Origin of the sequence: Paraburkholderia sp. CI2, assembly GCF_014201055.1 — a bacterium.
Taxonomy (GTDB): domain Bacteria; phylum Pseudomonadota; class Gammaproteobacteria; order Burkholderiales; family Burkholderiaceae; genus Paraburkholderia; species Paraburkholderia tuberum.
The window spans coordinates 102,285-124,123 of record NZ_JACHDL010000022.1 but is presented as its reverse complement, the minus strand read 5'-3'; the positions used below and the strand labels follow the sequence as shown (position 1 = coordinate 124,123).

Genomic DNA, 21,839 nt, shown 5'->3' with positions numbered 1-21,839 from the left:
CCGGGTGCGTACGCTGTCAGAAGATCACGTAGATCTTCCGCAGCGTTTCATCGATGTTCCAGAGTCCTTCCGTGTTGGCTTGGAAAAATAGCGTGTCGCCGGCGGCGAAGCGGACCGTGTCTTCTCCGTCGGGCGTGAAGGTGCCGCTGCCCTTGATGAAATGCATCACCTCCGCCTGCTTGACGGAGCGCCGATAGGTGCCGGGCGAGCACTCGAACACGCCGGTATCGATTGCTTCGTGACCGGGAATGACGTACTGGCGTCCCGATACGCGCGACGGTTCGGTACCGGGCAGGCCCGCGGTTCCCCAATCCTCCAGTGCGGAGACTTCCGCGGCTTGCCTGATCTGCTGAACTTTCATTGCGCTGTTTCCTGTTGTCGTGAGCGGAGGTCGATACGTCGGTCGATCCGGCCTAGCCGGACCACGGTGACGCCGGCGCGCAACTGGCGCAGCGAGGGCATCACCAGCATGCAGTCATCGTACGGAGTCGAGACTGGCTGACCGTCGGACCATGCGATCACGGTGCCGGCCTTGTCGAACGTCTCGAGGCCTGTATAAGGACCCGCGAAACGGAAATCCATGCTCCTGGCGACGACCGGTTCTGTCACGCGCACGATGCGCATTTCGTCGGGCAATGGCGCGATCCAGCCGGGCGGCAGGTCGGCTGCGTCGACGATGCCCGACAGCAACAGAAAGCGTGCGGTGCAGTCGCGCGCAACCGTCACCGCGCTGGCTTGCCAGTGCTGGCCGCATTCGATCAACAGGGCATTCTTCGGACTCGTGTCGTCGCCGAAGCCCTCGTAGTCGCGCATCCGGCGGCCTTCGGGATGGCCTTCGTCCTGAACCACGGTGGCGGGCGTGCCGAGCCGCTCGGCCAGTTCGGCTCCCTTGCGCAGCGGCCCCGCGACGATCAGCGGCGCGCTTTTTTCATGCATCGAATGCAGGTCGAGCAGCAGATCCACTGTGTCGATCACCGGCCGCATCGCGCGCGCACGATCGAGTTCCGACGAGCGGGTCGCCAGATCGTCGAGCTTCGCGGCGGTCCAGACGCGGTTGAAGTCCTGATCGACGAAACGCGCTTTGTCTGGTGTCGCGGGATCGAACCGCGCATACGCGGCGACGTTCGCGAACGATAGCGTGAGCTTGCCGCGGCGCGGGCGCAGGCCGCTGCGCAACAACGCGTCGACGGTGATCGCGCCGCACACTTCGTTGCCATGCGTGAGCGCATTGATCATCACGTGCGGCCCGGCTTGGCCGGAGTCGAACGAGTGCACGTATGCAATGCCGGTATTGCCGTCGGCGTGCGCCGAGAGGTCCGGAAATGCGACTTCGATCGGATAGGCTTCCATGTTTACTCCAGACCTCCCTGACACAGATACTTGATCGACAGATAGTCATCGAGACCATACTTCGATCCTTCGCGACCGTAGCCGGATTCCTTCACACCGCCGAACGGCGCCGCTTCTGAAGCGAGCGCGCCTTCGTTGATACCGACGATGCCAGCTTCCAGGGCGCGCGAGACACGCTCGATACGGCGCATGTTCTCGCTGTAGAAGTACGAGGCGAGCCCGAACGGCGTGTCGTTGGCGGCCTGCACCGCTTCCTGCTCGCTGTCGAATGGGAACAGCGGCACGACCGGGCCGAAGGTTTCCTCGCCGCACAACACCATCGACGACGTGGCGTTACCCAGCACCGTGGGCGCGTAGTAGTGCGGTCCCAGCTCGGTGAGCCGTCGTCCGCCCGTCAGCACGAGCGCGCCGTTCTCGAGCGCGTCCTCGACATGACGAGCGATCTTGTCCACAGCGCGCTCATTGATCATGGGCCCGATCTGCGAGGCGGGGTCGCTGGCGGGTCCGACCCGCAGTTCGGCCACTTTCGCGCACAGCAGCGCGGAGAAACGTTCGTATACGCCGCGCTGCACGAAGACGCGGTTCGGACACACGCAGGTCTGCCCGCCATTGCGGAATTTCGCGGCCAGCAGGCCATTGACCGCGGCATCGAGGTCGGCGTCGTCGAATACGATGAACGGCGCATTGCCGCCGAGTTCCAGCGAGAGCTTCTTCAGCGTGCCCGCCGATTCGCGCGCGAGATGCTTGCCGACGGGCGTCGATCCGGTAAACGTGATCTTGCGGACACGGCTGTCGGCGAGCCAGTCGCCGACCGTCTCGGCCGCCCCCGCACGCGAAGCCGAGATCAGGTTGAGCACGCCGTTCGGCACGCCCGCCTCGTGCGCCAGCATCACCAGTGCGATCGCGGTGAGCGGCGTGTCTTCCGCGGGTTTCGCGACCACCGTGCAGCCCGCCGCGAGCGCGGGTGCGATCTTGCGCGCGATCATCGCAAGCGGAAAATTCCAGGGCGTGATGGCCGCGACGACCCCGATCGGTTCCTTGACCGCGCTCATCCGTTTGCCGCGCTGCTGCTGCGGAATCAGGTCGCCGTAGATGCGGGTGGCTTCGTCGGCGAACCACGCGACGTACGACGCGCCATAGTTCACCTCGGCGCGTCCTTCGGCGAGCGGCTTGCCTTGTTCGAGTGAGATCAACGCACCGAGTGCGTCGCGATTCGCGACGATCAACGCGTGCCAGCGGTGCAGTACCGCCGCGCGTTCGCTGGCCAGCCTCGCGCGCCACGCGGGCAGCGCTTTGGCGGCGGCGTCCGTGGCCGCTCGCGCATCGCTGGGGCCGCTGTCGGCAACTTCCGCGATCGGCTTGCCGGTCGCCGGATCGGTGACCGCGAAACGCCGACCGCTCGCGGCGGCGACCCACTCGCCGTTGATGAAGTTCTCCGTGCGGATCAGCGCGCGGGCCTGTTGTTCGAGATTCGTGCTCATATGAGGTCTCCGTGCCGGTTGGCATGCGATGGCAGAGCGCCCGACGCGCGCCGGGCAGTCAGTGCTGCCTGCTCTGTGAGTGATCAGGACGGATTGGCGACCCGAGCCGCGATCGCCGCGCCGACCTCCGTGGTCGATGCGCTGCCGCCCAGGTCGCCCGTGCGCGGGCCTTCCTTCAGCACCCGCGTGATCGCGGCGACGATGGTGTCGTGCGCATCGCGCTCGACACCCGCGCCGTGGCCGAGAAAGTCGAGCATCATCGCGGCCGACCAGATCATCGCGACCGGATTGGCAATGCCCTTGCCGGCGATGTCGGGCGCCGAGCCATGCACCGGCTCGAACAGCGACGGAAAACGCCGATCGGGATTCAGGTTGCCCGACGGCGCGATGCCGATCGTCCCCGTGCACGCCGGCCCGAGATCGGAAAGGATGTCGCCGAACAGGTTCGATGCGACCACCACGTCGAAGCGATCCGGGTTCAGTACGAAGCGCGCGCACAGGATGTCGATGTGCTGACGGTCCATCTTCACATCCGGGTAGCGGGCGGCCATTTCATCGGCGCGGGCGTCCCACCACGGCATGCTGATCGCGATACCGTTGCTCTTCGTTGCAACCGTGAGTTTTTTCGCTCGACGCCGTGCAAGGTCGAACGCGAACTTCATCACGCGCTCGGTGCCGTGGCGCGTGAAGATCGACTGCTGCATCACGACTTCGCGCTCGGTGCCCTCGAACATCGTGCCGCCCACCGACGAATACTCGCCTTCGGTGTTTTCGCGCACGATCATGAAGTCGATATCGCCCGGCTTGCGGTTAGCGAGCGGGCAGGGCACGCCTTCGAACAGCCGCGCGGGGCGCAGGTTCACGTACTGGTCGAATTCGCGGCGAAACTTCAGGAGCGAGCCCCACAGCGAAATATGGTCGGGCACCTTGTCGGGCCAGCCGACCGCGCCGAACAGAATCGCATCGCAGTCCTGCAGTTGCGCCTTCCAGTTGTCGGGCATCATCTGGCCGTGTTGCGCGTAGTAGTCGCACGACGCCCATTCGATATGGCGGTAGTCGATGCCGATGTCGAAGCGTTTGCATGCGGCGTCCAGCACGCGCAGGCCTTCGGGCATCACTTCGGTGCCGATGCCGTCGCCGGGAATCACGGCAATGCGGTATTTGCGGGTCATACGTCTCTCTCCTTGCCGTGATCGCGCGCCGTCTGCTGACGCCGCGCGGATGGCGAAATGGGGTTGCGTTCGGGGGTCGGGCCGCGCATGGGTATCAGTAGCCGCGCGTCCGGTCGATCAAGCCGTTCATCCGCTCGCCGCTGCGATAGCGGCGCAGGTTTTCCAGTACCGCATCGACGGCCGATTCGGGCCGCGTCGCGCTCGCGATATGCGGCGTGATGCGCACGCGCGGTTGCGCCCACAGCGGATGGTCGGTGGGCAACGGCTCGGGGTCGATGACATCGAGCACCGCGCTGTGAATCTGCCCGCGTTGCAGCGCGTCGAGCAGATCGGCGCTGACGAGTTGCGGTCCGCGGCCGACGTGAACCAGCGACGCGCCTCGCGGCAGCATGTCGAATACCCGCCGGCAGAGCAGGCCGCGCGTGGCGTCCGTGAGCGGCAGCAAACAGATCAGGATGTCGGCACGGGCGAGCAACTCATCGAGCCCGGCCTCGCCCGCATAGCAGTCGATCCCTTCGAGCGCATGCTTCGAGCGGCTCCAGCCCGCGCAGGCGAAGCCGAACAGCCGCAAACGCTCCAGTACCGCACGGCCAAGCATGCCGAGGCCGAGCACGCCGATTCGACGCGACGCGGCGGCGCGCAACGGCATCGGCTGCCAGACGCGCGCCCGCTGCTGCAACCCGTAATCGAACAGATCGCGGTGAATCGCCAGCACCGCCTCGGTGACATATTCGACCATGCCTTCGACGATGCCCGGCTCGAGCATCCGCACCACCGGCAGATGCGCCGGAATCTGCGACAGATCCAGTTGATCGACTCCCGCGCCGACCGAAAACACCACTTCGAGATTCGGCAGCGTGAGCGCGAGGTCTCCCGGTTGCCATGCGACCAGATAGCGCACGGCCGTGGGATCGCCGATGTCCGGCCACACCCGGAACGGCACGTCGGGCGCCAGCTGCGCGAAGCGCTCGGCCCATAGCGCTCCACGCACCGGATCGGCTTTGTAGAGGACGGTCATTGGCGGTTACGCCATCGCCTGATTGATGATGCCGAACGCGCGCCAGCCCGGGTCGGGGGCCACCTCGCGCAAGTCGGCGGGCGCGTTGCGCACCATCTTTTCGACCGAGTCGACGCGCGGCATGCCGACATGGGTCAACCAGTCGTTGATGCCGGCGTCGTCCGGCACGTCGATCCGCACGAAGTCGCCGGCGTGCTGCGCGAGCCAGTACGAAATCAGTGCGCGGGCACGCAGATCGTCGGACCCATGCTGCGCGACTACCGGTCCAACCGAGTAGCCGCGTCCGAACGGACGGAACAGCGAGAAACCGACCACTTCGCCGTCACGTTCGAGAACCACGGCTTGCGCGAACCCGAGCAGCGCCGGTATCGTCGCGCTGCGGTCGAAGCCGCTCGCGCGCGACGCGAGTTCGATCAGCTTCGGCGTGTCGTCCGGCCTCGCGGCACGCAACTGTTCGCCGGGCGGCGGCGCGACAGCGGCCACGCTGCCGAGCGTGCCCTGATGCTGGGTGAGTCCGCCGCAGCTGACGAAGCCGAGCTTTTCGTAAAGCGGCTTGCCCGCGACCGTTGCGTGCAGGAAGGTCACGCGGTTGCCCAGTTCTTCGAGCACCAGTTCCATCAGCTTGCGGCCAATGCCCCGGCCCTGTTCGTCCGGCGAGACGATCACGAGGCCGAGCGTGCCGCGGTCCGCGCCGAATTTCCAGCAGAGCGCGGTGCCGATCACGGCGCCATTGTCTTCGGCGACGAAGCCGGTGCCGGCGTCGTACATGAAGCGCCAGTCATCGGCGCGGTGCGGCCAGCGCACCGCAACCGAGAGGCCGTGCGCGGCGGCGATGTCATCGGCAGTGAAGCGGCGATAGGTCAGTGATTTCTTCACGGTTGATTCGGACACTGCAAACTCCTGCTGGCGGCATGATCAGCCTAGACTGTGGCATTCCCGGTGCCTGCTTCATAGGACGATCTTTTTGTTATTCGGGCCGGTGTGTGGTCGGGTCTGCTTCACGGCGGCAGCGACGCGCAACGCAATTGCACAGGTATTTTTGGCGTTCACCCCGCGGGTGCTATATTCAATATAATGCTGAAAAATTGAATGGGCGTTCATTGTAACGAAGCGGCTGGCGCCTCATCGGATGCGACCGTGCGCGCCCAGCACAACAACCGCACCGGCAGCACATAGGCAGCCGGGCGCACCGTCATCAACGGGAAACACATGCAGCGAACCGAGCTCAGCAAGAAGCGCACGGCCGACCCGGGTCACGGCGACGTCGGCGCTCGTCTGCGCGCGCTGCGCGTCGCGCAGGGTCTGTCGATCAACGAACTGGCGATGCGCGCGGGCGTGTCGGTCGGCACCGTCAGTCAGGTCGAGCGCAACAAGGCCAATCCGTCGGTGCGTATTCTCGAGCGCCTGCGCCTGGCGTTGGAGGTTCCGCTGACCGCGCTGCTCGAAGAAGACGACGCGGTCTCGGACCCGATCACCGGCGATTTCGTGCGCAAGGCGGCCGAGCGGCCGCTGTTCGAAGTCGGCAAGAACGGCATGCAGAAAGAATTGCTGTCGCCGCACGGCGATCACGATTTGCAGATGATGATCATCATGCTGCCGGCCGGCTCCGGTTCCGAAGAGGTGCTGGTGGGCATCGGCGAGAAGGCGGGCCTGGTGCTGGAAGGCACGGTCGTGCTGAATGTCGGCGACCGGCGCTCCGAACTGCGCGCGGGAGACAGCTTCCAGTTCAAGAGCACGGTGCCGCATAGCGTGCGTAACGAAAGCAGGAAGGCTGCTCGTTTGCTGTGGATCATGAACACGCAGCCGCCCGTCATTCATCTTTGATCTGTTTGTTGTACCGGAGCCGCATGTCGTGTGGCAAGCGGCGCTGTCTTCCCTCTCTTTTCCTCGCTCGCTCTGACGCATCGCGTCCGGTTCGCACGGACGGCGGCTGACGTCAACGCCGTTCTTTCTCTCATTCACTTTTCGGTTTTGCATTGCACGACGGAACAGGCGTGTCGCGTCGCCTCGCTCGTGCGCGCCCCAGCCGCGTGGGCTTGCGGCCCGTGCCCACCAGTGCGGCGGTGTGCTCTCCGAGGCAGGCAATGTATCGCAGCGCACAACGAACTGTTCACAAAAGTTTATTTTTGACCACTAGTATTTCATTTGGTGTTCATTAAAATGAACTTCACCCGATGTTCGTTCATTCGGCGGTCGCGATGACGAACAGCAGTGCCGAGTGGTGCCAGCAGTCATCAATGCGTGAGCGCACGCGGCACCACACACTTGAACCTACTGATCAGGCCGGACATGCTCACTCCGTCACTCGACTTCGATCCTTCAGCCGTGCCGTTGCCGCAGGGGCATTTCATTGGCGGTGCGTACTATTCGGCGGCCGAAGCGCAGATCGCCGTTCACCGGCCGTCGGACGGCGCGCTGCTTGGCCATGTGCCGGACGCGTCGGACGCCACCGTCGATCACGCAGTCAGCAATGCGCTAGCTGCATGGAAGACGAGCGGCTGGGGCACCCGCTCTCCGCGCGAGCGCGCGAAGGTGCTGAGCCGCTGGGCCGATCTGATCGATCGCGATGCGGTGAGTCTCGCCCAACTCGAAACGGTCAGCTCGACGCGTCCGGTGACGGAAAGCTATACATCAGATGTGCCGTTCACCGCGGAGGCGATCCGCTTCTTCGCGGAACTGGCCGACAAGCTCGGTGGCGATATCGCGGCCACGCGCCGCGACAGTCTCGGTTTTGTTGCATCGGAGCCGTACGGTGTGATCGGTGCGATTACACCGTGGAATTTTCCGCTGTCGATGTGTTCATGGAAGTGCGGTCCGGCGCTCGCGGCGGGCAACGCGGTCGTGATGAAACCGTCGGAAATGACGCCGTTCTCGACGCTGCGTCTCGCGGAACTCGCGATCGAAGCCGGCATTCCGCCCGGCATCTTCAACGTGGTGAATGGCCGTGGAGCGACGGCGGGCGCCGCGCTGACGCGTCACCCAGGCATCTCGAAGATGAGCTTCACCGGTTCGACCCGCACGGGCGCCGCGATCATGAGCGACGCCGCGATGCACGGCACCAAGCCCGTCACGCTGGAACTCGGCGGCAAGAGCCCGCAACTGGTGTTCGAACATGTGCGAGACCTCGAGCATACGGCGCGCTGTGTGGCCCGCGGCTTTACGGCCAACGGCGGCCAGGCCTGCGTGGCCGGCACGCGGCTGATCGTGCACGAGCGCATTGCCGAGCCGCTGATCGCCGCCATTCAACGGCAACTGCAGCCGATCAAGCCCGGCCCGCTGTGGGACAGCCGCACCGCTTATTCGCCGATCATCAGTGGCGCCCAGGCGCGACGCATCGAAGCGCTGATCGGGCAGAGCCGCGAGAGCGGCGCGGAAGTGATCTTCGGCGGCGGCTTTTTCGAAGGCACCGACGAAGGCTATTTCCACCGCCCGACGCTGCTCGCCAATGTGACTTCAGAGACGCCCGCCGTGCGCGAGGAACTATTCGGCCCGGTGCTGACGGTACAGACATTCGCCGACGAGGAAGAGGGCATCGCGCTCGCCGCGCATTCGATCTACGGTCTCGCGGCGGGGGTCCATAGCAGCGACATCGGTCAGGCGCTGCGGGCGATGCGCCGCATCGCCGCGGGCACCATCTGGATCAACCGTTACGGCCGCAGCGGCGACATGATCATTCCGACGGGCGGCTTCGGCCAGTCCGGTATCGGCAAGGATCTCGGCCGCGAAGCGATGGTGGCGAGCATGCGGCACAAGAGTGTGCTGATCGATTTCGAAACGCTGTGAAGCCCGGCTTTACACCTGATAGACGCAAGCATCAACCGCACTGATTCAACCCGAAACTGAACCCCGAGCCTGCAACCAGGTTCGCCACGACGACAGGATGTTGACCATGATCGATTTCGAGCCGAAGTACATCACTTTCGACTGCTATGGCACGCTGACCAACTTCCAGATGGGCCAGACCGCGCGCGAGCTTTACGGCGACAAGCTGGACAAGGCGAAGATGGATGAGTTTGTCGAGTTCTTCCGTGGCTACCGCCTCGACGAAGTGCTGGGCGCATGGAAGCCCTATCGCGACGTGGTCGTGAACTCGGTGCGCCGCACCTGCGAACGCACCGGCGTGCCGTTCGACGAAGCGACCGCACTGAAGATCTATGAGGCCGTGCCGAGCTGGGGCCCGCACGCGGACGTGCCGGAAGGGCTGTCGCGACTGGCCTCGAAGTACAAGCTCGTGATCCTGTCGAATGCGTCGGACGACCAGATCCACAGCAACGTCGACAAGCTCGGCGCGCCGTTCCACAAGGTCTACACCGCCCAGCAGGCGCAGGCGTACAAGCCGCTGCAGAAAGCCTTCGAGTACATGTTCTCGCAACTGGACTGCAATCCGGAAGACGTGCTGCATGTGTCGTCGAGCTTCCGCTATGACCTGATGACCGCGTACGACATGGGCATCAAACACAAGGCGTTCGTCAACCGCAGTCACGAGCCGCTGAACCCGTATTACGGCGTCAACGAAGTGTCGGGCATCCCGCAACTGGCATCGCTGCTCGGCCTCTGATTCGCACGTCCGGCCTTCTCACGACATCGCTTCCCGCGCGCCGTTGAAAGCGGCGCAACCAACCGACAGGAACGCATCACGATGAAGCTCGACTCCTACTGGCTCGACACTGCGCCACGCTTTACCAGCGGCGTCCAGGGTCCGCTACCGCAGCGGGTCGACGTTGCGGTGGTCGGCGGCGGCTTCACCGGGCTGTCGGCTGCGTTGGAGCTGGCCAAACGTGGCATGTCGGTGATCGTGTTCGAGGCGGGCCGACTCGCGGCGCAGGCATCGGGCCGTAACGGCGGCCATTGCAATACGGGCGTCGCGCAGGACTACGCCGCGTTGTCCGCGCGCATCGGCAGCGACCGCGCGTCCGAGTTCTACCGTGCATATGCCGGCGCCGTCGAAACGGTGAAAACGATCATCGCAGAGGAGCAGATCGATTGCGATCTGCGCCACTCCGGGAAGATCAAACTCGCCGCGAAACCGCAGCATTTCGCGTCGCTCGCGAAGTCGTACGAGGTGTTGCGGCGCGAAGTCGATTCCGATGTCGAACTCGTGCCGCCCGAGCAGATTCGCAACGAGATCGGGTCGGACAGCTTTTTCGGCGGCCTCGTGCAACGCAACGGCATGCAGATGCACATGGGCAAATTCGGCGTGGGTCTGGGCACGGCAGCGGCACGGCGTGGGGCGCAGATCTACGAGAACACGCCGGTGACGAACCTCAAGCCGCTCGGCGGCAACGCGTTCGACGTGCAGTGTCCGCTCGGGACGGTACGCGCCGGGCGCGTGCTGATTGCAACCGGTGCGTCGCAGGTCGGTCCGCTGCAATGGTTCCGGCGCCGCATCGCGCCCGTCGGCAGCTTCATCGTCGCAACCGAGCCGCTGGGCAAGGCGCGCCTCGATGCGGTGTTGCCGACGCGCCGCTCGTATGTGACGACGCTGAACATCGGCAACTATTTTCGTGCGACGCCGGACGAGCGTCTGCTGTTCGGCGGCCGCGCGCGCTTCGCGATGTCGAATCCGCGTTCGGACGAGAAAAGCGGGCGGATTCTGCGTGATGGGCTCGCACGCTATTTCCCGCAACTCGCCGACGTGCGCATCGATTATTGCTGGGGCGGCCTCGTCGACATGACGGCCGACCGGCTGCCGCGCGCAGGCCAGCATGAAGGACTGTTCTATTCAATGGGCTACAGCGGCCACGGTGTGCAGATGTCCGTGCACATGGGCCGTCTGATGGCCGACGTGATGTTCGGCGCCGCCTCGCGCAATCCGTGGCGAACGCTGGAATGGCCCGCGATTCCAGGACATTTTGGACGCGCGTGGTTTCTGCCGCTCGTCGGTGCGTATTACAGGTTGCAGGATGTACTGCATTGAATGGATCGACTGATCGCTACCGTTAGATGGTCGGGCAGCGCGTAGATTGAAAATCACTATTCCCAGAGGAAATCCCCATGTTGCGTTTCATGTTCCAGCCTGCAGCCGCCGTCCGCTTCAACACTGTGCAGCGCTTTGCCGCCGGCGCGGGCCTCGCGATGACGATGATGTTCGGCGCCGCCCACGCTGCCGAAACGGCGACGCTCACCGCGGGCTCGCCGCCGTCGAGCGCGCCGACCACGTTCATGAACGTGAAGACGCAGCAGATCGAAGGCCTGATGCCGGATGTCGTCAAGGAGATCGGCAGGCGCGAAAACTTTAACGTGTCGTACGACGCGGTGCCGTTCTCGGCGCTGATTCAGTCGGTGGTAGCGGGCAAGATCGACATCATCGTTGCCGGCATGACGCCGACGCCGAAGCGCGCCGAAGTGGTCGATTTCTCGCAGCCGGTGACGGCGTTTGGCGAAGGCATCATCGTGAAGGACACGAACAAGGCGGTCTATCACTCGGTGCAGGACCTGAAGGGCATGACGGTCGGGGCGCCGACCGGTACCGACTACGGCGATCAGTTGAAGAAACTCGGCATCTTCACCGAAGTGAAGATGTACGACAGCCCCGCCGACATGACCCGCGATGTCGCGCTTGGCCGCATCGTCGCGGGCTTCAACGACTATCCGATCCTGAAGGCCCAGGAAGCCGCGGGCGCGATGGCGGGGACGCGGGTCGACGACGCGTATGTGCCGATGGAAAAGTTCGACATCGCGATCGCGGTGAAGAAGGGCAATAGCGCGCTGATGGCGAAGATCAACGACGCGCTGACGAAGATGAAGGCCGATGGCACGCTCGACGCGATCCTCAAAAAGTGGCACCTCGTGAGCTGATTGGCTTCGCGTGAAAGGAGCCGTGCCTGCGGCGACGCGGGACTCGTCCTGCCAGGTCCGTCGCGCAGCGGCGCGGCGGACTGAACGAATACGAAGAGCAATGGAAGGCACGACATGCACTGGCAAGATATAGCCGACTTTGTACCGATTTTGCTGGAAGGCGCGGTGATGAGCATCGTCATCACGCTGGGTTGTCTGGTGTTGAGCACCGTGCTCGGCCTGACCTGGGCATTGTTGAAGATGTCGCGCTATCCCCTCGTCGTACGCGGTGTGAGCACGATGATCAACGTCGTGCGCGGCCTGCCGATGATCGTGCTGCTGTTCTACATCTACTTCGTGCTGCCGGAAATCCACATCCAGGTGTCGGCGCTGCAGGCCAGCATCATTGGGCTTGGTTTCGGTTACTCGACTTACGTCGCGGAAATTTTCCGGGCGGGTATCGAGGCAGTCGATCCGGGCCAGTACGAAGCCGCGCAGTCGATCGGCATGGGCCGCGTGAAGACGATGATACGGGTGATCCTGCCGCAGGCGATCAAGGTCGCGCTGCCGCCGTACAGCAACACGCTCGTGATGATGCTGAAGGATTCATCGCTCGCGTCGACCATCACGGTCGCCGAAATGACGCGCGAAGGCCAACTGATCGCGTCGTCGACGTTTCAGAATCTGACGGTATATACGCTCGTCGCGCTCGGCTATCTCGCGATGAGCTTGCCGCTGATGAGCATGACCCGCACGCTTGAACGACGTTTCGGTCGGCACAGGGCGAGATAAGTGCGAAGTGAGGATGCGATGATCGAAATCACGAATGTGCACAAGAGTTTTGGCACCGTACCCGTTCTCAAGGGCATTTCGCTCAACGTCCGCCAGGGCGAAGTGGTCTGCCTGATCGGTGCGTCGGGCTCGGGAAAGTCAACCCTGCTGCGCTGCATTAACGCGCTGGAGTCATACGACGAAGGCCAAATTCGTCTGCTCGGCGAGCGCGTCGAACAGCGCGCGCGTAACATCAACCAGTTGCGCACCCAGGTCGGCATGGTGTTTCAGCGCTTCAATCTGTTCCCGCACCGTACGGCGCTCGAGAACGTGATGGAAGGGCCGGTGCACGTCAAGCGCCTCGCGCGCGCGGACGCGCAACGCGAAGCGTCTGAACTGCTCGACAAGGTGGGGCTCGGCCACAAGCTGCACGCCTATCCTCATCAGCTTTCGGGCGGGCAGCAGCAACGGGTGGCGATTGCGCGCTCGCTTGCGATGAAGCCGAAGGCGATCCTGTTCGACGAGCCGACCTCGGCGCTCGATCCGGAACTGGTCGGCGAAGTGCTCGGCGTGATGCGCACCCTTGCACGGGAAGGCATGACGATGCTGGTGGTCACCCACGAAATGGGCTTTGCGCGTGAGGTGGCAGACCGGGTGTGTTTTCTGCACGCGGGACTCATCATCGAGGAGGGCACGGCGCAGCAGGTGCTGGGCTCGCCACGCGAGGCGCGCACCCGCGAGTTCCTGCGCCACGTGCTGACCAATCGCAGCGACGCTCACGTCGCGCCCGACGGTATGGCAGGAGCCGCGGCATGAACGGCAGATTCGTACGCGTAGGCGAGACGGTTCGTGCCAAAGTCGAACTGACGATCAACGGCGAGCCGGTCGAAGCGCTGGCCGGCGACACGCTGCTCACCGCGATGCTGTGCTCGGTGCGGCATGTGCGGCAGTCCGAGTTCGGCGCGGAACGACGTGCGGGCTTTTGCCTGATGGGCGCGTGTCAGGACTGCTGGGTATGGACCGCGGACGGCGAGCGGCTGCGCGCCTGCACCACGGTGGTCGAAGCAGGCATGCGCGTCGTCACGACGCAACCGGAGGCGCAATGGCCGAACCTCGCATCGTAATCGTCGGCGCCGGGCCTGCAGGGGTGCGCTGCGCGCAAACGCTGCTGGCGGCCGGCATCCGCCCGATCGTCGTCGACGAAGGCAGGCGCGATGGCGGCCAGATCTACCGGCGTCAGCCCGATGGCTTCACGCGGCCGTATTCGAAGCTGTACGGCACGGAAGCCGCGCGGGCGGAGAACCTCCATCAGACTTTCGAGCGACTGCGCCCGCAGATCGATTACCGTCCGCAGACGCTGGCGTGGAACGTCGCGCAAGGCAAGCTGCATATCGTGCATGAAGGACACGCGAGCGTGTTGCGCTACGACGCGCTGATCCTGTGCCCCGGCGCGACCGACCGGTTGATGCCGGTCAAAGGCTGGCAGTTCGCCGGTACCTACAGCCTCGGTGCCGCGCAGATCGCGCTGAAGTCGCAAGCCTGCGCGATTGGCCGTCAGGTCGTTTTCATGGGTACCGGCCCATTGCTGTATCTGGTCGCGAACCAGTATGTGCAGGCGGGCGCCAGGGTAGCGGCGGTACTCGACACGTCGAAGACCGGTGCGCGCTTGCGCGCGCTGCCCAAATTGCTGGCGCGCGTCGACGTATTGCGCAAGGGCCGCGCGCTCGTGACCGCATTGAAGCGCTCAGGCGTGCGGGTGGAAAATGGCATCGAGCCGCTCGAAATTCTCGGCACTCCGGACGACGGCGTGCTTGGCGTACGCTTTCGCGATGCGCGCGGCAACGTCGCGCAGGTCGAATGCGACGCGGTCGGTCTCGGCTATCACCTGCGGCCGGAGACCCAGCTTGCCGATCTCGCGCGCTGTGCGTTCCGTTTCGACGCGATCACGCGGCAATGGGTGCCGCAAATCGACGAACTCGGTCGCAGTAGCGAAAAGGGCGTCTATATCGCGGGCGATGGCGCGCGCGTGCTCGGCGCGGACGGCGCCGAGGTCGCCGGACGGCTCGCGGCCCACGCTGCGCTGAGCGATCTCGGGCGGCCCGTTGCGGCGACCACGCTCGACGCGTTGATGCGTGAACAGCGCAAAACGGATCGCTTCCGGCTGGGTCTGGCAGAGGCGTTTGCGTGGCCTGCCGCGCAGGCGGCGCGTCTGTCCGACGATACGATCGTTTGCCGGTGCGAAGGCATCACCGCGGGCGAACTGCGCCGCGTGGTGCGCGATGAAGGCGCGCAGGAAGCGAACCGTGCCAAGGCCTTTAGCCGTGTCGGTATGGGGCGCTGTCAGGGACGTTACTGCGGCCATGCGGGTGCGGAGGTGATCGCGGCGGCGGCGAACGTGCCGCTCGAGCAGGTTGGCAGACTTCGTGGACAGGCGCCGGTCAAGCCGCTGGCCATCGCAACCGTGGAGGATACCGAGTGAACCGTGCACAAGCCGATGTTCTGATCGTGGGCGGCGGGTTCATGGGTGCGTCCGCCGCATTTTTTCTGAGGCAGCGGGGCCGCTCGGTGATCCTGCTCGAGCGCCAGCTCGTCGGGCAGCAGGCGAGCGGCACCAACTTCGGTAACGTGCGCCGTCAAGGGCGCTTTCTGCCGCAGTTGCCGCTGGCGAACCGTTCGCGCGAAATCTGGGGGCGTCTGCCGGAATTGATCCAGCACGACGCCGAGTTTCTGATGTCGGGCCATGTCCGCGTCTGTTATCGCGAAGAGCAGGCCGACCAGTTCGAAACCTATGCGAAGGAGGCCGCGCACTACGGTCTCAAGCTCGACCTGTTGCGCGGCGACGCGCTGCGCGCGCGGTTTCCGTTTCTCGGTGCGGAGGTGCTGGCGGGCTCCTATTCGCAGATGGACGGGCACGCGAATCCGCGCCTCGCGGCGCCCGCGTTCGCCCGCGCCGCGGCTCGGCTCGGTGCGCGGATCGTCGAAAACTGCGATGTCGTGACGGTGGAAAAAGAGGGCGCCGAGTTTCGCGCCACGAGCGCCGACGGCCGCACGTTTCATGCGCCCGTGCTGCTGATCACGGCGGGTGCGTGGGGCAACCTGCTGTCGGAGCAGTTCGGCGAAGCGGTGCCGATCGCCGTCAACGGTCCTCAGATGGCCGTTACCGAACCCGTGCCGTATGCGATCCAGCCGGTGGTCGGCGTGTCGTCGCCGCAGATCGAAGAGGTGGTGTATTTCCGTCAGGTCGCGCGCGGCAATATCGTGATCGGCGGCTGCGCGCGTGCGCCTGCGTATCTCGACGAGCGTCGCGCGAAGGTTCTCCCGTCAAGCACGTTGCTGCAGTTCAGACAGCTGCAGCGGGTCGCGCCGATGCTGCGCAAGCTGAGCATCATCCGGGTGTGGAGCGGCGTGGAGGGCTATATGCCCGATGACAAACCGATCATGGGTGCAAGCGGGACGACCGGCGGACTGTTCTATGCGTTCGGTTTTTGCGGCCACGGTTTTCAGCTTGGTCCGGGCGTAGGCGACACGATGGCCGAACTGATCGACACCGGCGCCACCAGCACGCCGCTCGAGCCGTTCGACATCCGCCGCTTCGCGACCGGTCGGGAGACGGCACCGACAGTGCCGCCCACGTCGCGCGTTGCGTGAGCGGAGCGTCGATGCTGAGCCTGAGCCCAACCTCATCATCATCCGCGCCTGAGCTTGCGGGCGCGAGCCGTCATCCGACGCGCGCGCCGAATCGCGTGAGCCGCGCCGTGCAGCGTGCGCTCGACTTCATCGATGCCTGTTTCGCCGAGCCAATCAGCCTGTCCGAACTGGCTGCCGTCGCGCAGTTGAGCATTTCGAGGTTTGCGGTGCGCTTCAGCGCGGAGATTGGCGTGTCGCCGCAGCAATATGTGCGGCTGGTGCGCGTACGGCATGCGCAGCGCCTGTTGCGACGAGGCTTGCCGCCGTCGATCGTCGCGACCGAGGTGGGCTTCTTCGATCAAAGCCATCTATGCCGGCACTTCAAACGTGTGCTTGGCAGAACGCCGGGGGAATGGCTGAGCGCGAATGGTTGACTGCAAGTCGACAGGCCACCGGCGTCGCGCCGGTGGCCTCGAACGCATTCGACCCGATCGGGCCGGCTGCGCGCAGCCGAAACCATCACCGCTTCATTGATGCTGCTGCGAGAAAAGCGTTTCCAGCGGGTATTCGGATTTCACGAATGGCGTCTTGATGATGACGTAGCTGAAATACTTCTCGATGCCGATGTCGCGCTCCAGCAGCCCTTCGATCACGCTCTGATAATGATTGACGCTGCGCGTGACGAACTTCAGCAGGTAATCGTAGCCGCCGCTCGCCAGATGGCATTCAATGATCTCGTCCACAGGACGGATCGCCGCCTCGAACTTGGCGAAGTCTTCGCGACGATGGTCGGCGAGCGTGACCTCGGTGAACACGATCTGCACGTCACCGAGTTTCTGCAGTTGGATATGTGCGCCGTAGCCGACGATATAGCCGGCTTTTTCAAGCCTTTTCACGCGAATCAGACAGGGGCTCGGCGAGAGCCCCACGGCGTCCGCAAGCTCGACGTTCGTGATACGGCCTTTCTTCTGGAGTTGCGAAAGAATACGCAGGTCGATCCGGTCCAGCTTCGTGTCGCCGCTTGTCGTCATGTATCGGTCTGCCCGTCGAAGGTTCTGCTTTTCGCTTCGTTGCGCTTCGCTTTGGTCAAGCAACGCGCAGGCCGATGTTATCACGCGCTCAGGCGGCCGCGCGGCTCGCGCCGCGCAATGCGGCACGCACCTCCGCCTGCTCGAGCACGTCGTCGAGCGTGCGCCGCAGACGGCCGAACAGTTGTTCGAACTCGGCCTCGCCGAAGCACAGCGCGGGCGCGAAACCGAGAATGCTATCGCCGAATGCGCGGAACACGAGGCGGTTGCGGTAGGCTGCGGCCGTGATCCGGTCCGGCAGCTTCAGCGACGGATCGAAGCGTGCCCGCGAGTTCTTGTCCGCGACCAGTTCCAGCGCGCCGAGCAGCCCGCGATGACGCGAGTCGCCCACCAGCGGATGATCGAGCAGCGCGTCGAGCCCGGCGGCAAAGCGCGGTGCCTGCGCGACGCCGTTCGCGAGCAGACCGCCCTCCTGATAGAGACGCAGTACTTCGAGCCCGATGGCGGCGCTTACCGGATGCGCGGAGTAGGTCTGACCGTGACCGACGACCGCGGTATCGCGCGCATCGCCTGCAATGCCCTGGTAGATTTCGTCGGACATCAGCACCGCGCCCATCGGCGCATAACCGGAGGTCAGCCCCTTCGCCACCGTCATCAGATCCGGCTCGACCTGTTCGGCCTCGCACGCGAAGAGCGGGCCGGTACGACCGAAGCCCGTGATGACCTCGTCGGCGACGAACAGGATGTCGAGGCGGCGGCACGCGTCGCGCATCGCCTTTAACCAGCCGACCGGCGGCACGATCACGCCGCCCGAACCCTGGATCGGCTCGCAGAAGAACGCGGCGACGTTCTCCGCCCCGAGTGACGCGACTTTCGCTTCGAGCGCGGCGACGGATGCGGCGATCAGCGCTTGCGCGTCACTGCCTTGCGGCTGACGGTACGCATACGGCGACGGCAGATGGTGCTGGTGCGGCAGCGGCAGGTCGAAGTTGCGGTGGAACGCGGGCAGCGCAGTGAGCCCCGCGCCGACCGACGACGATCCGTGATAGCCGCGTTCGAGCGCGATCATCTGCTTTTTCGCCGGGCGCCCCGTTGCATTGAAGTAATGCGTGATGAAGCGTATCGCGGAGTCGATCGCATCGGAGCCGCCGAGCGTGAAATAGACGTGCTGCAGCGAAGCGGGCGCAAGCGACACCAGTTTTTCGGCCAGTTCGATCGCGGGTTCCGACGAGAAGTGGAAGTAGGTGGTCGCGTAGGGCAGCTTCGTCATCTGACGCGTCGCCGCTTCGACGATGCTCTGCTGGCCGTAACCCACGTTCACGCACCACAGGCCCGCAAATGCGTCGAGCAGCTCGTTGCCGTCGATATCGCGCAGATACGCGCCCTGGCCGGATTCGAGTACGGTGGTGCCGCGCGCCTCGTGCGCGCGATAGTTGATGACCGGGTGAATCAGGTGCTTGCGGTCGGCGTCGATCAGCGATGAGTTTGACATGATGGTGGTTTCCCGCACGTGGCGATCAGGTAAGAGTCACCCCTCGATAGTAGCGACAGCCGTATGCGTGCCGTTCAGCCAAAAAAAAGCCTAAAGAGCGTCGACGCAGCGTTTTTCACCCCGCAGACAGCATTTTCTGCTGGGCGTGCTTAATAGCAGGGCGAACCCCAACGCTGCCGTGCATGAGCGACCGTGTTTGCGTGTGGAAGAGAGATGCGCCGCGGTGCAGCGGGTTCAGGTTCAGCGTGGCTTCACCTGGCTCAGGTGAGCGACTGCGCGATCACCGCATACTGATGCAGCCCCGGGTCGGCGCGGCTCGACTCGCCATCGGCTGGCGCGGATGCAAGCCGGCGCATCTTCACGACCGTCTCCGAGCGTGCGAGACCGAGGCCGGTTAGCCACTCGCGCAGGCCGTGTCCGTGCGGCACGTCGATGCGCACCAGCGCGCCTTCGTTCAGCGCGAGCCAATGGCTGATCAGCGCCTTGGCCCGCACGGCGTCGGGAAACGCGCTGGCGACGACGGGGCCGATCACGAAGCCGCGCCCGAAGCGGCGGAACAGCGAGAAGCCGAGTAGTTCGCCGTCGCGATCGAGCGCGATACCGTCGGCCAGATCGAGCAGCGGCGGCAGTACGTGGCTGCGATCGAGGCCGCTAGCGCGTGATTCGAGCGCGACGAGTTGCTGCGCGTCGCTCGCCCCGAGCGGGCGCAGCCGCTCGTTGGCGGGCAGCGCAACGAGCGGCGGCCGGAACGCCGCACCCTGCATCTGGTCGAGGGCGCCGCAGCGCTCGAAGCCGAGCGCGTCGCACAACGGCTGGCCAGCCTCGGTCGCATAGAGCGTGATGTCACGCTTGCCAAGCTCGTCGAGCGCGTGCGCGAGCAACGTGCGGCCGATACCCACGCCGCGATGCTCCGGCGCGACGATCAGCATGCCCAGCGTCGCCTGATCCGCGCCGAACTTCCAGCAGACCACGGTGCCGACCAGCGCGCCCGCCGTCTCGGCGACGAAGCCGATCCCGGTGCGCGCCGAGAACCGCCAATCTTCACGGCGATGCGGCCAGCCGATCGCGGCGGACAGGCGTTGAGCGGCAGGGATGTCGTCGGCTGTCAGGCGTCTGTAGGTGAAACGTGCGTGAGGCGTTGGATCGGACACGGGGCGCTCCGTGAATAGTCGGCCGTGCCGCGACTGTTGCACGTTGCCCGCTGATTGACTAGTACGAACTTCTCATCGTGGGGGGGCGTCCTGTCCAGAACATCAGGGTCAACGCCAGGAGCGGCAAATCATGCTGTTTTGACCACTCAAAACCATGTTTTCGAATGGTCGAATCCACCGATACGCGATCAACGCCATTTTTTGCAGTGCTTAAATCGGTTCATGCAATGCCACCGCGCCGCGACCAGCACGCGGAGCGCCGTCGAACACCAATGCTGGATACCCCGCGTTCAATCACGAGTGAGGAGCAGTTGCATGTACGACGACCCAATCAAAACGGGCGGCTTCAGCCGCCGTGACATGATGCGTTTGCTGGCCGCCGGCGGCATCCTTGCCACCGGCGCGGGAGGTCTGCTGGCGGGGGCTCGCCCGGCATTCGCGGCACCCACGCCGAAGAAAGGCGGCAAGATCCGGGTGGCCTACGACGCATCCTCGACCGCGGATACGCTCGACCCGGCCAAGGGTTCGGCAGGCTCCGATTACATCCGCTTCTTCATGTTCTATAGCGGCCTGACGCAGCTCGATTCGTCGCTGACGCCGAGGATGAATCTCGCCGAATCGATCGACACCAGCGACGCGAAAGTGTGGGTGATCAAACTGCGCAAAGGCGTCACGTTCCACGACGGCAAGCCACTCGCGCCCGCCGATGTCGTCTACTCGCTGATGCGTCACAAGAATCCGGCAACGGCGTCGAAGGTGAAGACGCTGGCCGATCAGTTCGTGGAGGCGAAGCAGACCGGTCCCAACGAAGTCACGCTGACGCTCGCGTCCGCCAACGCGGACCTGCCCGTGATTCTTGCCACGCCGCAATTCGTGATCATCAAGGACGGCACGACGGACTTCACGACGGCCGTCGGCACCGGCCCGTACAAGCTGAAGACGTTCAAGCCCGGCGTTTCGACCGTCGGCATCCGTAACGACAGTTTCTGGAAGACCGGCGGCGGCCCTTACCTCGACCAGATCGAGCTGATCGGAATCGGCGATAACGCGGCACGGGTGAATGCGCTGCTGTCCGGCGATGTTCACCTGATCAATTCCGTCGATCCGCGCGCGACGCAGCGCATTGCCGCGACGCCGGGCTACGAGGTGCGCGAGACCAGGTCGGGTCTCTATACCGATCTGATCATGCGCCGCGACAATCCGCTGACCGGCAACCCCGATTTCGTGCAGGGCATGAAGTATCTGTTCGACCGTGACCAGATCCGCACCGCGGTATTTCGCGGTTATGCGGTGATCGGCAACGATCAGCCGATTCCGCCCGGACACCGCTACTTCAATGCGTCGCTGCCGCAGCGTCCCCACGACCCGGACAAGGCGAAGTTCCACTTCCAGAAAGCCGGAGCAATCGGTACGACGCTGCCGCCGATCTATGCGACCACCGATGCGAACGGCTCGATCGAGATGGGTGTGCTGCTGCAGCAGTCCGCCGCGAAGATCGGCGTGAACCTGGACATCAACCGCGTGCCGGCGGATGGTTACTGGTCGACGCACTGGATGAAGCATCCGCTCGGGTTCGGCAACGTCAATCCGCGCTCGAGCGCCGATGTGCTGTTCACGCAGTTCTTCAAGTCGGACGCCCCGTGGAACGAGTCGGGCTGGAACAACCCGAAGTTCGACCAGTTGCTGGCCGCGGCCCGCTCGGAAACCGACGATGCGAAACGCAAGCAGATGTACGGCGACATGCAGGTGCTGGTATCGGAGCAGGGCGGCATTGGCATCCCGACCTTCCTGAGCCTGCTCGATGCGAACGACAAGCACTTGCAAGGGCTCCAGCCCGTGCCTACCGGCGCGATGATGGGCTTCAACTTCGCCGAGTACGTGTGGTGGAACGCGTGACCCGCTGAAGCGCCCGGACGCGGCGGGTGGCCCCCGCCGCGCCGCTCGCGGCAGGCAGCCGCAGCGCGCCCGAGCG

General features: G+C 64.7%; 21 protein-coding genes. 12 read left to right on the top strand and 9 right to left on the bottom strand.

Annotation, left to right across the window (positions count from 1 at the left end; genetic code table 11):
- Positions 1–16: 16 nt before the first annotated feature.
- The 6 genes from HDG32_RS26415 to HDG32_RS26390 form a co-directional block, all read right to left on the bottom strand.
- Positions 17–361, bottom strand: coding sequence for a cupin domain-containing protein (locus tag HDG32_RS26415; RefSeq protein WP_018422376.1), 345 nt, complete (start codon positions 359–361; stop codon positions 17–19).
- Positions 358–1,350, bottom strand: a complete 993-nt coding sequence (locus HDG32_RS26410; RefSeq protein WP_184071946.1) for a M14 family metallopeptidase — start codon at positions 1,348–1,350, stop codon at positions 358–360. The genes HDG32_RS26415 and HDG32_RS26410 overlap by 4 nt, the downstream gene beginning before the upstream one ends.
- A gap of 2 nt (positions 1,351–1,352) precedes the next feature.
- On the bottom strand, positions 1,353–2,831 hold the full coding sequence (locus tag HDG32_RS26405) for an NAD-dependent succinate-semialdehyde dehydrogenase (RefSeq protein ID WP_184071944.1): 1,479 nt from the start codon (positions 2,829–2,831) through the stop codon (positions 1,353–1,355).
- 83 nt (positions 2,832–2,914) lie between these two features.
- Positions 2,915–4,003 carry a tartrate dehydrogenase gene (locus tag HDG32_RS26400; protein ID WP_184071942.1) on the bottom strand — a complete coding sequence of 363 codons (1,089 nt, stop codon included), beginning with the start codon at positions 4,001–4,003 and terminating at the stop codon, positions 2,915–2,917.
- 94 nt (positions 4,004–4,097) lie between these two features.
- Positions 4,098–5,021, bottom strand: a complete 924-nt coding sequence (locus HDG32_RS26395; RefSeq protein ID WP_184071940.1) for a glyoxylate/hydroxypyruvate reductase A — start codon at positions 5,019–5,021, stop codon at positions 4,098–4,100.
- Between the two features lie 6 nt (positions 5,022–5,027).
- Positions 5,028–5,912, bottom strand: coding sequence for a GNAT family N-acetyltransferase (locus HDG32_RS26390; protein ID WP_184071938.1), 885 nt, complete (start codon positions 5,910–5,912; stop codon positions 5,028–5,030).
- Positions 5,913–6,230: 318 nt separating this feature from the next.
- On the opposite strand from HDG32_RS26390, the gene HDG32_RS26385 reads away from it, so the two are divergent.
- From HDG32_RS26385 to HDG32_RS26335, 11 genes are all read left to right on the top strand, one after another.
- Entirely contained in the window at positions 6,231–6,845 is a 615-nt protein-coding gene (locus HDG32_RS26385; protein ID WP_184071936.1) for a cupin domain-containing protein, read from the top strand.
- Between the two features lie 465 nt (positions 6,846–7,310).
- Positions 7,311–8,804 carry an aldehyde dehydrogenase gene (locus HDG32_RS26380; RefSeq protein WP_184071934.1) on the top strand — a complete coding sequence of 498 codons (1,494 nt, stop codon included), beginning with the start codon at positions 7,311–7,313 and terminating at the stop codon, positions 8,802–8,804.
- Positions 8,805–8,910: 106 nt separating this feature from the next.
- Complete coding sequence (locus HDG32_RS26375; RefSeq protein WP_184071932.1) at positions 8,911–9,579, top strand: haloacid dehalogenase type II; 669 nt, start codon at positions 8,911–8,913, stop codon at positions 9,577–9,579.
- 81 nt (positions 9,580–9,660) lie between these two features.
- Entirely contained in the window at positions 9,661–10,938 is a 1,278-nt protein-coding gene (locus tag HDG32_RS26370; protein ID WP_184071930.1) for an FAD-binding oxidoreductase, read from the top strand.
- 77 nt (positions 10,939–11,015) lie between these two features.
- The gene (locus HDG32_RS26365; protein ID WP_184071928.1) at positions 11,016–11,819 is read left to right on the top strand and encodes an ABC transporter substrate-binding protein; all 804 of its coding nucleotides are present in this window, start codon (positions 11,016–11,018) and stop codon (positions 11,817–11,819) included.
- A gap of 114 nt (positions 11,820–11,933) precedes the next feature.
- Positions 11,934–12,590, top strand: a complete 657-nt coding sequence (locus HDG32_RS26360) for an amino acid ABC transporter permease (protein WP_184071925.1) — start codon at positions 11,934–11,936, stop codon at positions 12,588–12,590.
- An 18-nt stretch (positions 12,591–12,608) separates the two neighbouring features.
- A complete protein-coding gene (locus HDG32_RS26355; protein ID WP_184071923.1) occupies positions 12,609–13,385 on the top strand; it encodes an amino acid ABC transporter ATP-binding protein in 777 nt (258 codons plus the stop codon).
- A complete protein-coding gene (locus HDG32_RS26350) occupies positions 13,382–13,693 on the top strand; it encodes a (2Fe-2S)-binding protein (protein WP_184071922.1) in 312 nt (103 codons plus the stop codon). The genes HDG32_RS26355 and HDG32_RS26350 overlap by 4 nt, the downstream gene beginning before the upstream one ends.
- Positions 13,672–15,048, top strand: coding sequence for an NAD(P)/FAD-dependent oxidoreductase (locus HDG32_RS26345; RefSeq protein WP_184071920.1), 1,377 nt, complete (start codon positions 13,672–13,674; stop codon positions 15,046–15,048). The genes HDG32_RS26350 and HDG32_RS26345 overlap by 22 nt, the downstream gene beginning before the upstream one ends.
- Positions 15,045–16,217 (top strand): FAD-binding oxidoreductase, encoded by a 1,173-nt coding sequence (locus HDG32_RS26340; RefSeq protein ID WP_184071918.1) that lies wholly within the window; start codon positions 15,045–15,047, stop codon positions 16,215–16,217. The genes HDG32_RS26345 and HDG32_RS26340 overlap by 4 nt, the downstream gene beginning before the upstream one ends.
- 11 nt (positions 16,218–16,228) lie before the next feature.
- On the top strand, positions 16,229–16,630 hold the full coding sequence (locus tag HDG32_RS26335; RefSeq protein ID WP_184071916.1) for a helix-turn-helix domain-containing protein: 402 nt from the start codon (positions 16,229–16,231) through the stop codon (positions 16,628–16,630).
- 93 nt (positions 16,631–16,723) lie between these two features.
- Here HDG32_RS26335 and HDG32_RS26330 read toward each other — a convergent pair whose 3' ends face one another.
- From HDG32_RS26330 to HDG32_RS26320, 3 genes are all read right to left on the bottom strand, one after another.
- Positions 16,724–17,227, bottom strand: coding sequence for an Lrp/AsnC family transcriptional regulator (locus HDG32_RS26330; protein WP_090811115.1), 504 nt, complete (start codon positions 17,225–17,227; stop codon positions 16,724–16,726).
- Positions 17,228–17,315: 88 nt separating this feature from the next.
- Entirely contained in the window at positions 17,316–18,716 is a 1,401-nt protein-coding gene (locus tag HDG32_RS26325; RefSeq protein WP_184071914.1) for an aspartate aminotransferase family protein, read from the bottom strand.
- A 260-nt stretch (positions 18,717–18,976) separates the two neighbouring features.
- Positions 18,977–19,867, bottom strand: coding sequence for a GNAT family N-acetyltransferase (locus HDG32_RS26320; protein WP_184071912.1), 891 nt, complete (start codon positions 19,865–19,867; stop codon positions 18,977–18,979).
- A 315-nt stretch (positions 19,868–20,182) separates the two neighbouring features.
- Between HDG32_RS26320 and HDG32_RS26315 the strand changes: the two genes are divergently transcribed.
- Positions 20,183–21,763, top strand: coding sequence for an ABC transporter substrate-binding protein (locus HDG32_RS26315; RefSeq protein WP_184071910.1), 1,581 nt, complete (start codon positions 20,183–20,185; stop codon positions 21,761–21,763).
- The last annotated feature ends 76 nt before the right edge of the window (positions 21,764–21,839 follow it).

Excerpts from the sequence above, each read along its gene's own strand:
- HDG32_RS26350 (WP_184071922.1), top strand. The coding sequence starts at position 13,382 with ATGAACGGCAGATTCGTACGCGTAGGCGAGACGGTTCGTGCCAAAGTC.
- HDG32_RS26315 (WP_184071910.1), top strand. The coding sequence starts at position 20,183 with ATGTACGACGACCCAATCAAAACGGGCGGCTTCAGCCGCCGTGACATG.
- HDG32_RS26325 (WP_184071914.1), bottom strand. The coding sequence starts at position 18,716 with ATGTCAAACTCATCGCTGATCGACGCCGACCGCAAGCACCTGATTCAC.
- HDG32_RS26385 (WP_184071936.1), top strand. The coding sequence starts at position 6,231 with ATGCAGCGAACCGAGCTCAGCAAGAAGCGCACGGCCGACCCGGGTCAC.
- HDG32_RS26395 (WP_184071940.1), bottom strand. The coding sequence starts at position 5,021 with ATGACCGTCCTCTACAAAGCCGATCCGGTGCGTGGAGCGCTATGGGCC.
- HDG32_RS26370 (WP_184071930.1), top strand. The coding sequence starts at position 9,661 with ATGAAGCTCGACTCCTACTGGCTCGACACTGCGCCACGCTTTACCAGC.
- HDG32_RS26375 (WP_184071932.1), top strand. The coding sequence starts at position 8,911 with ATGATCGATTTCGAGCCGAAGTACATCACTTTCGACTGCTATGGCACG.
- HDG32_RS26415 (WP_018422376.1), bottom strand. The coding sequence starts at position 361 with ATGAAAGTTCAGCAGATCAGGCAAGCCGCGGAAGTCTCCGCACTGGAG.
- HDG32_RS26360 (WP_184071925.1), top strand. The coding sequence starts at position 11,934 with ATGCACTGGCAAGATATAGCCGACTTTGTACCGATTTTGCTGGAAGGC.
- HDG32_RS26335 (WP_184071916.1), top strand. The coding sequence starts at position 16,229 with ATGCTGAGCCTGAGCCCAACCTCATCATCATCCGCGCCTGAGCTTGCG.
- HDG32_RS26380 (WP_184071934.1), top strand. The coding sequence starts at position 7,311 with ATGCTCACTCCGTCACTCGACTTCGATCCTTCAGCCGTGCCGTTGCCG.
- HDG32_RS26400 (WP_184071942.1), bottom strand. The coding sequence starts at position 4,003 with ATGACCCGCAAATACCGCATTGCCGTGATTCCCGGCGACGGCATCGGC.
- HDG32_RS26330 (WP_090811115.1), bottom strand. The coding sequence starts at position 17,227 with ATGACGACAAGCGGCGACACGAAGCTGGACCGGATCGACCTGCGTATT.
- HDG32_RS26365 (WP_184071928.1), top strand. The coding sequence starts at position 11,016 with ATGTTGCGTTTCATGTTCCAGCCTGCAGCCGCCGTCCGCTTCAACACT.
- HDG32_RS26405 (WP_184071944.1), bottom strand. The coding sequence starts at position 2,831 with ATGAGCACGAATCTCGAACAACAGGCCCGCGCGCTGATCCGCACGGAG.
- HDG32_RS26345 (WP_184071920.1), top strand. The coding sequence starts at position 13,672 with ATGGCCGAACCTCGCATCGTAATCGTCGGCGCCGGGCCTGCAGGGGTG.
- HDG32_RS26355 (WP_184071923.1), top strand. The coding sequence starts at position 12,609 with ATGATCGAAATCACGAATGTGCACAAGAGTTTTGGCACCGTACCCGTT.
- HDG32_RS26410 (WP_184071946.1), bottom strand. The coding sequence starts at position 1,350 with ATGGAAGCCTATCCGATCGAAGTCGCATTTCCGGACCTCTCGGCGCAC.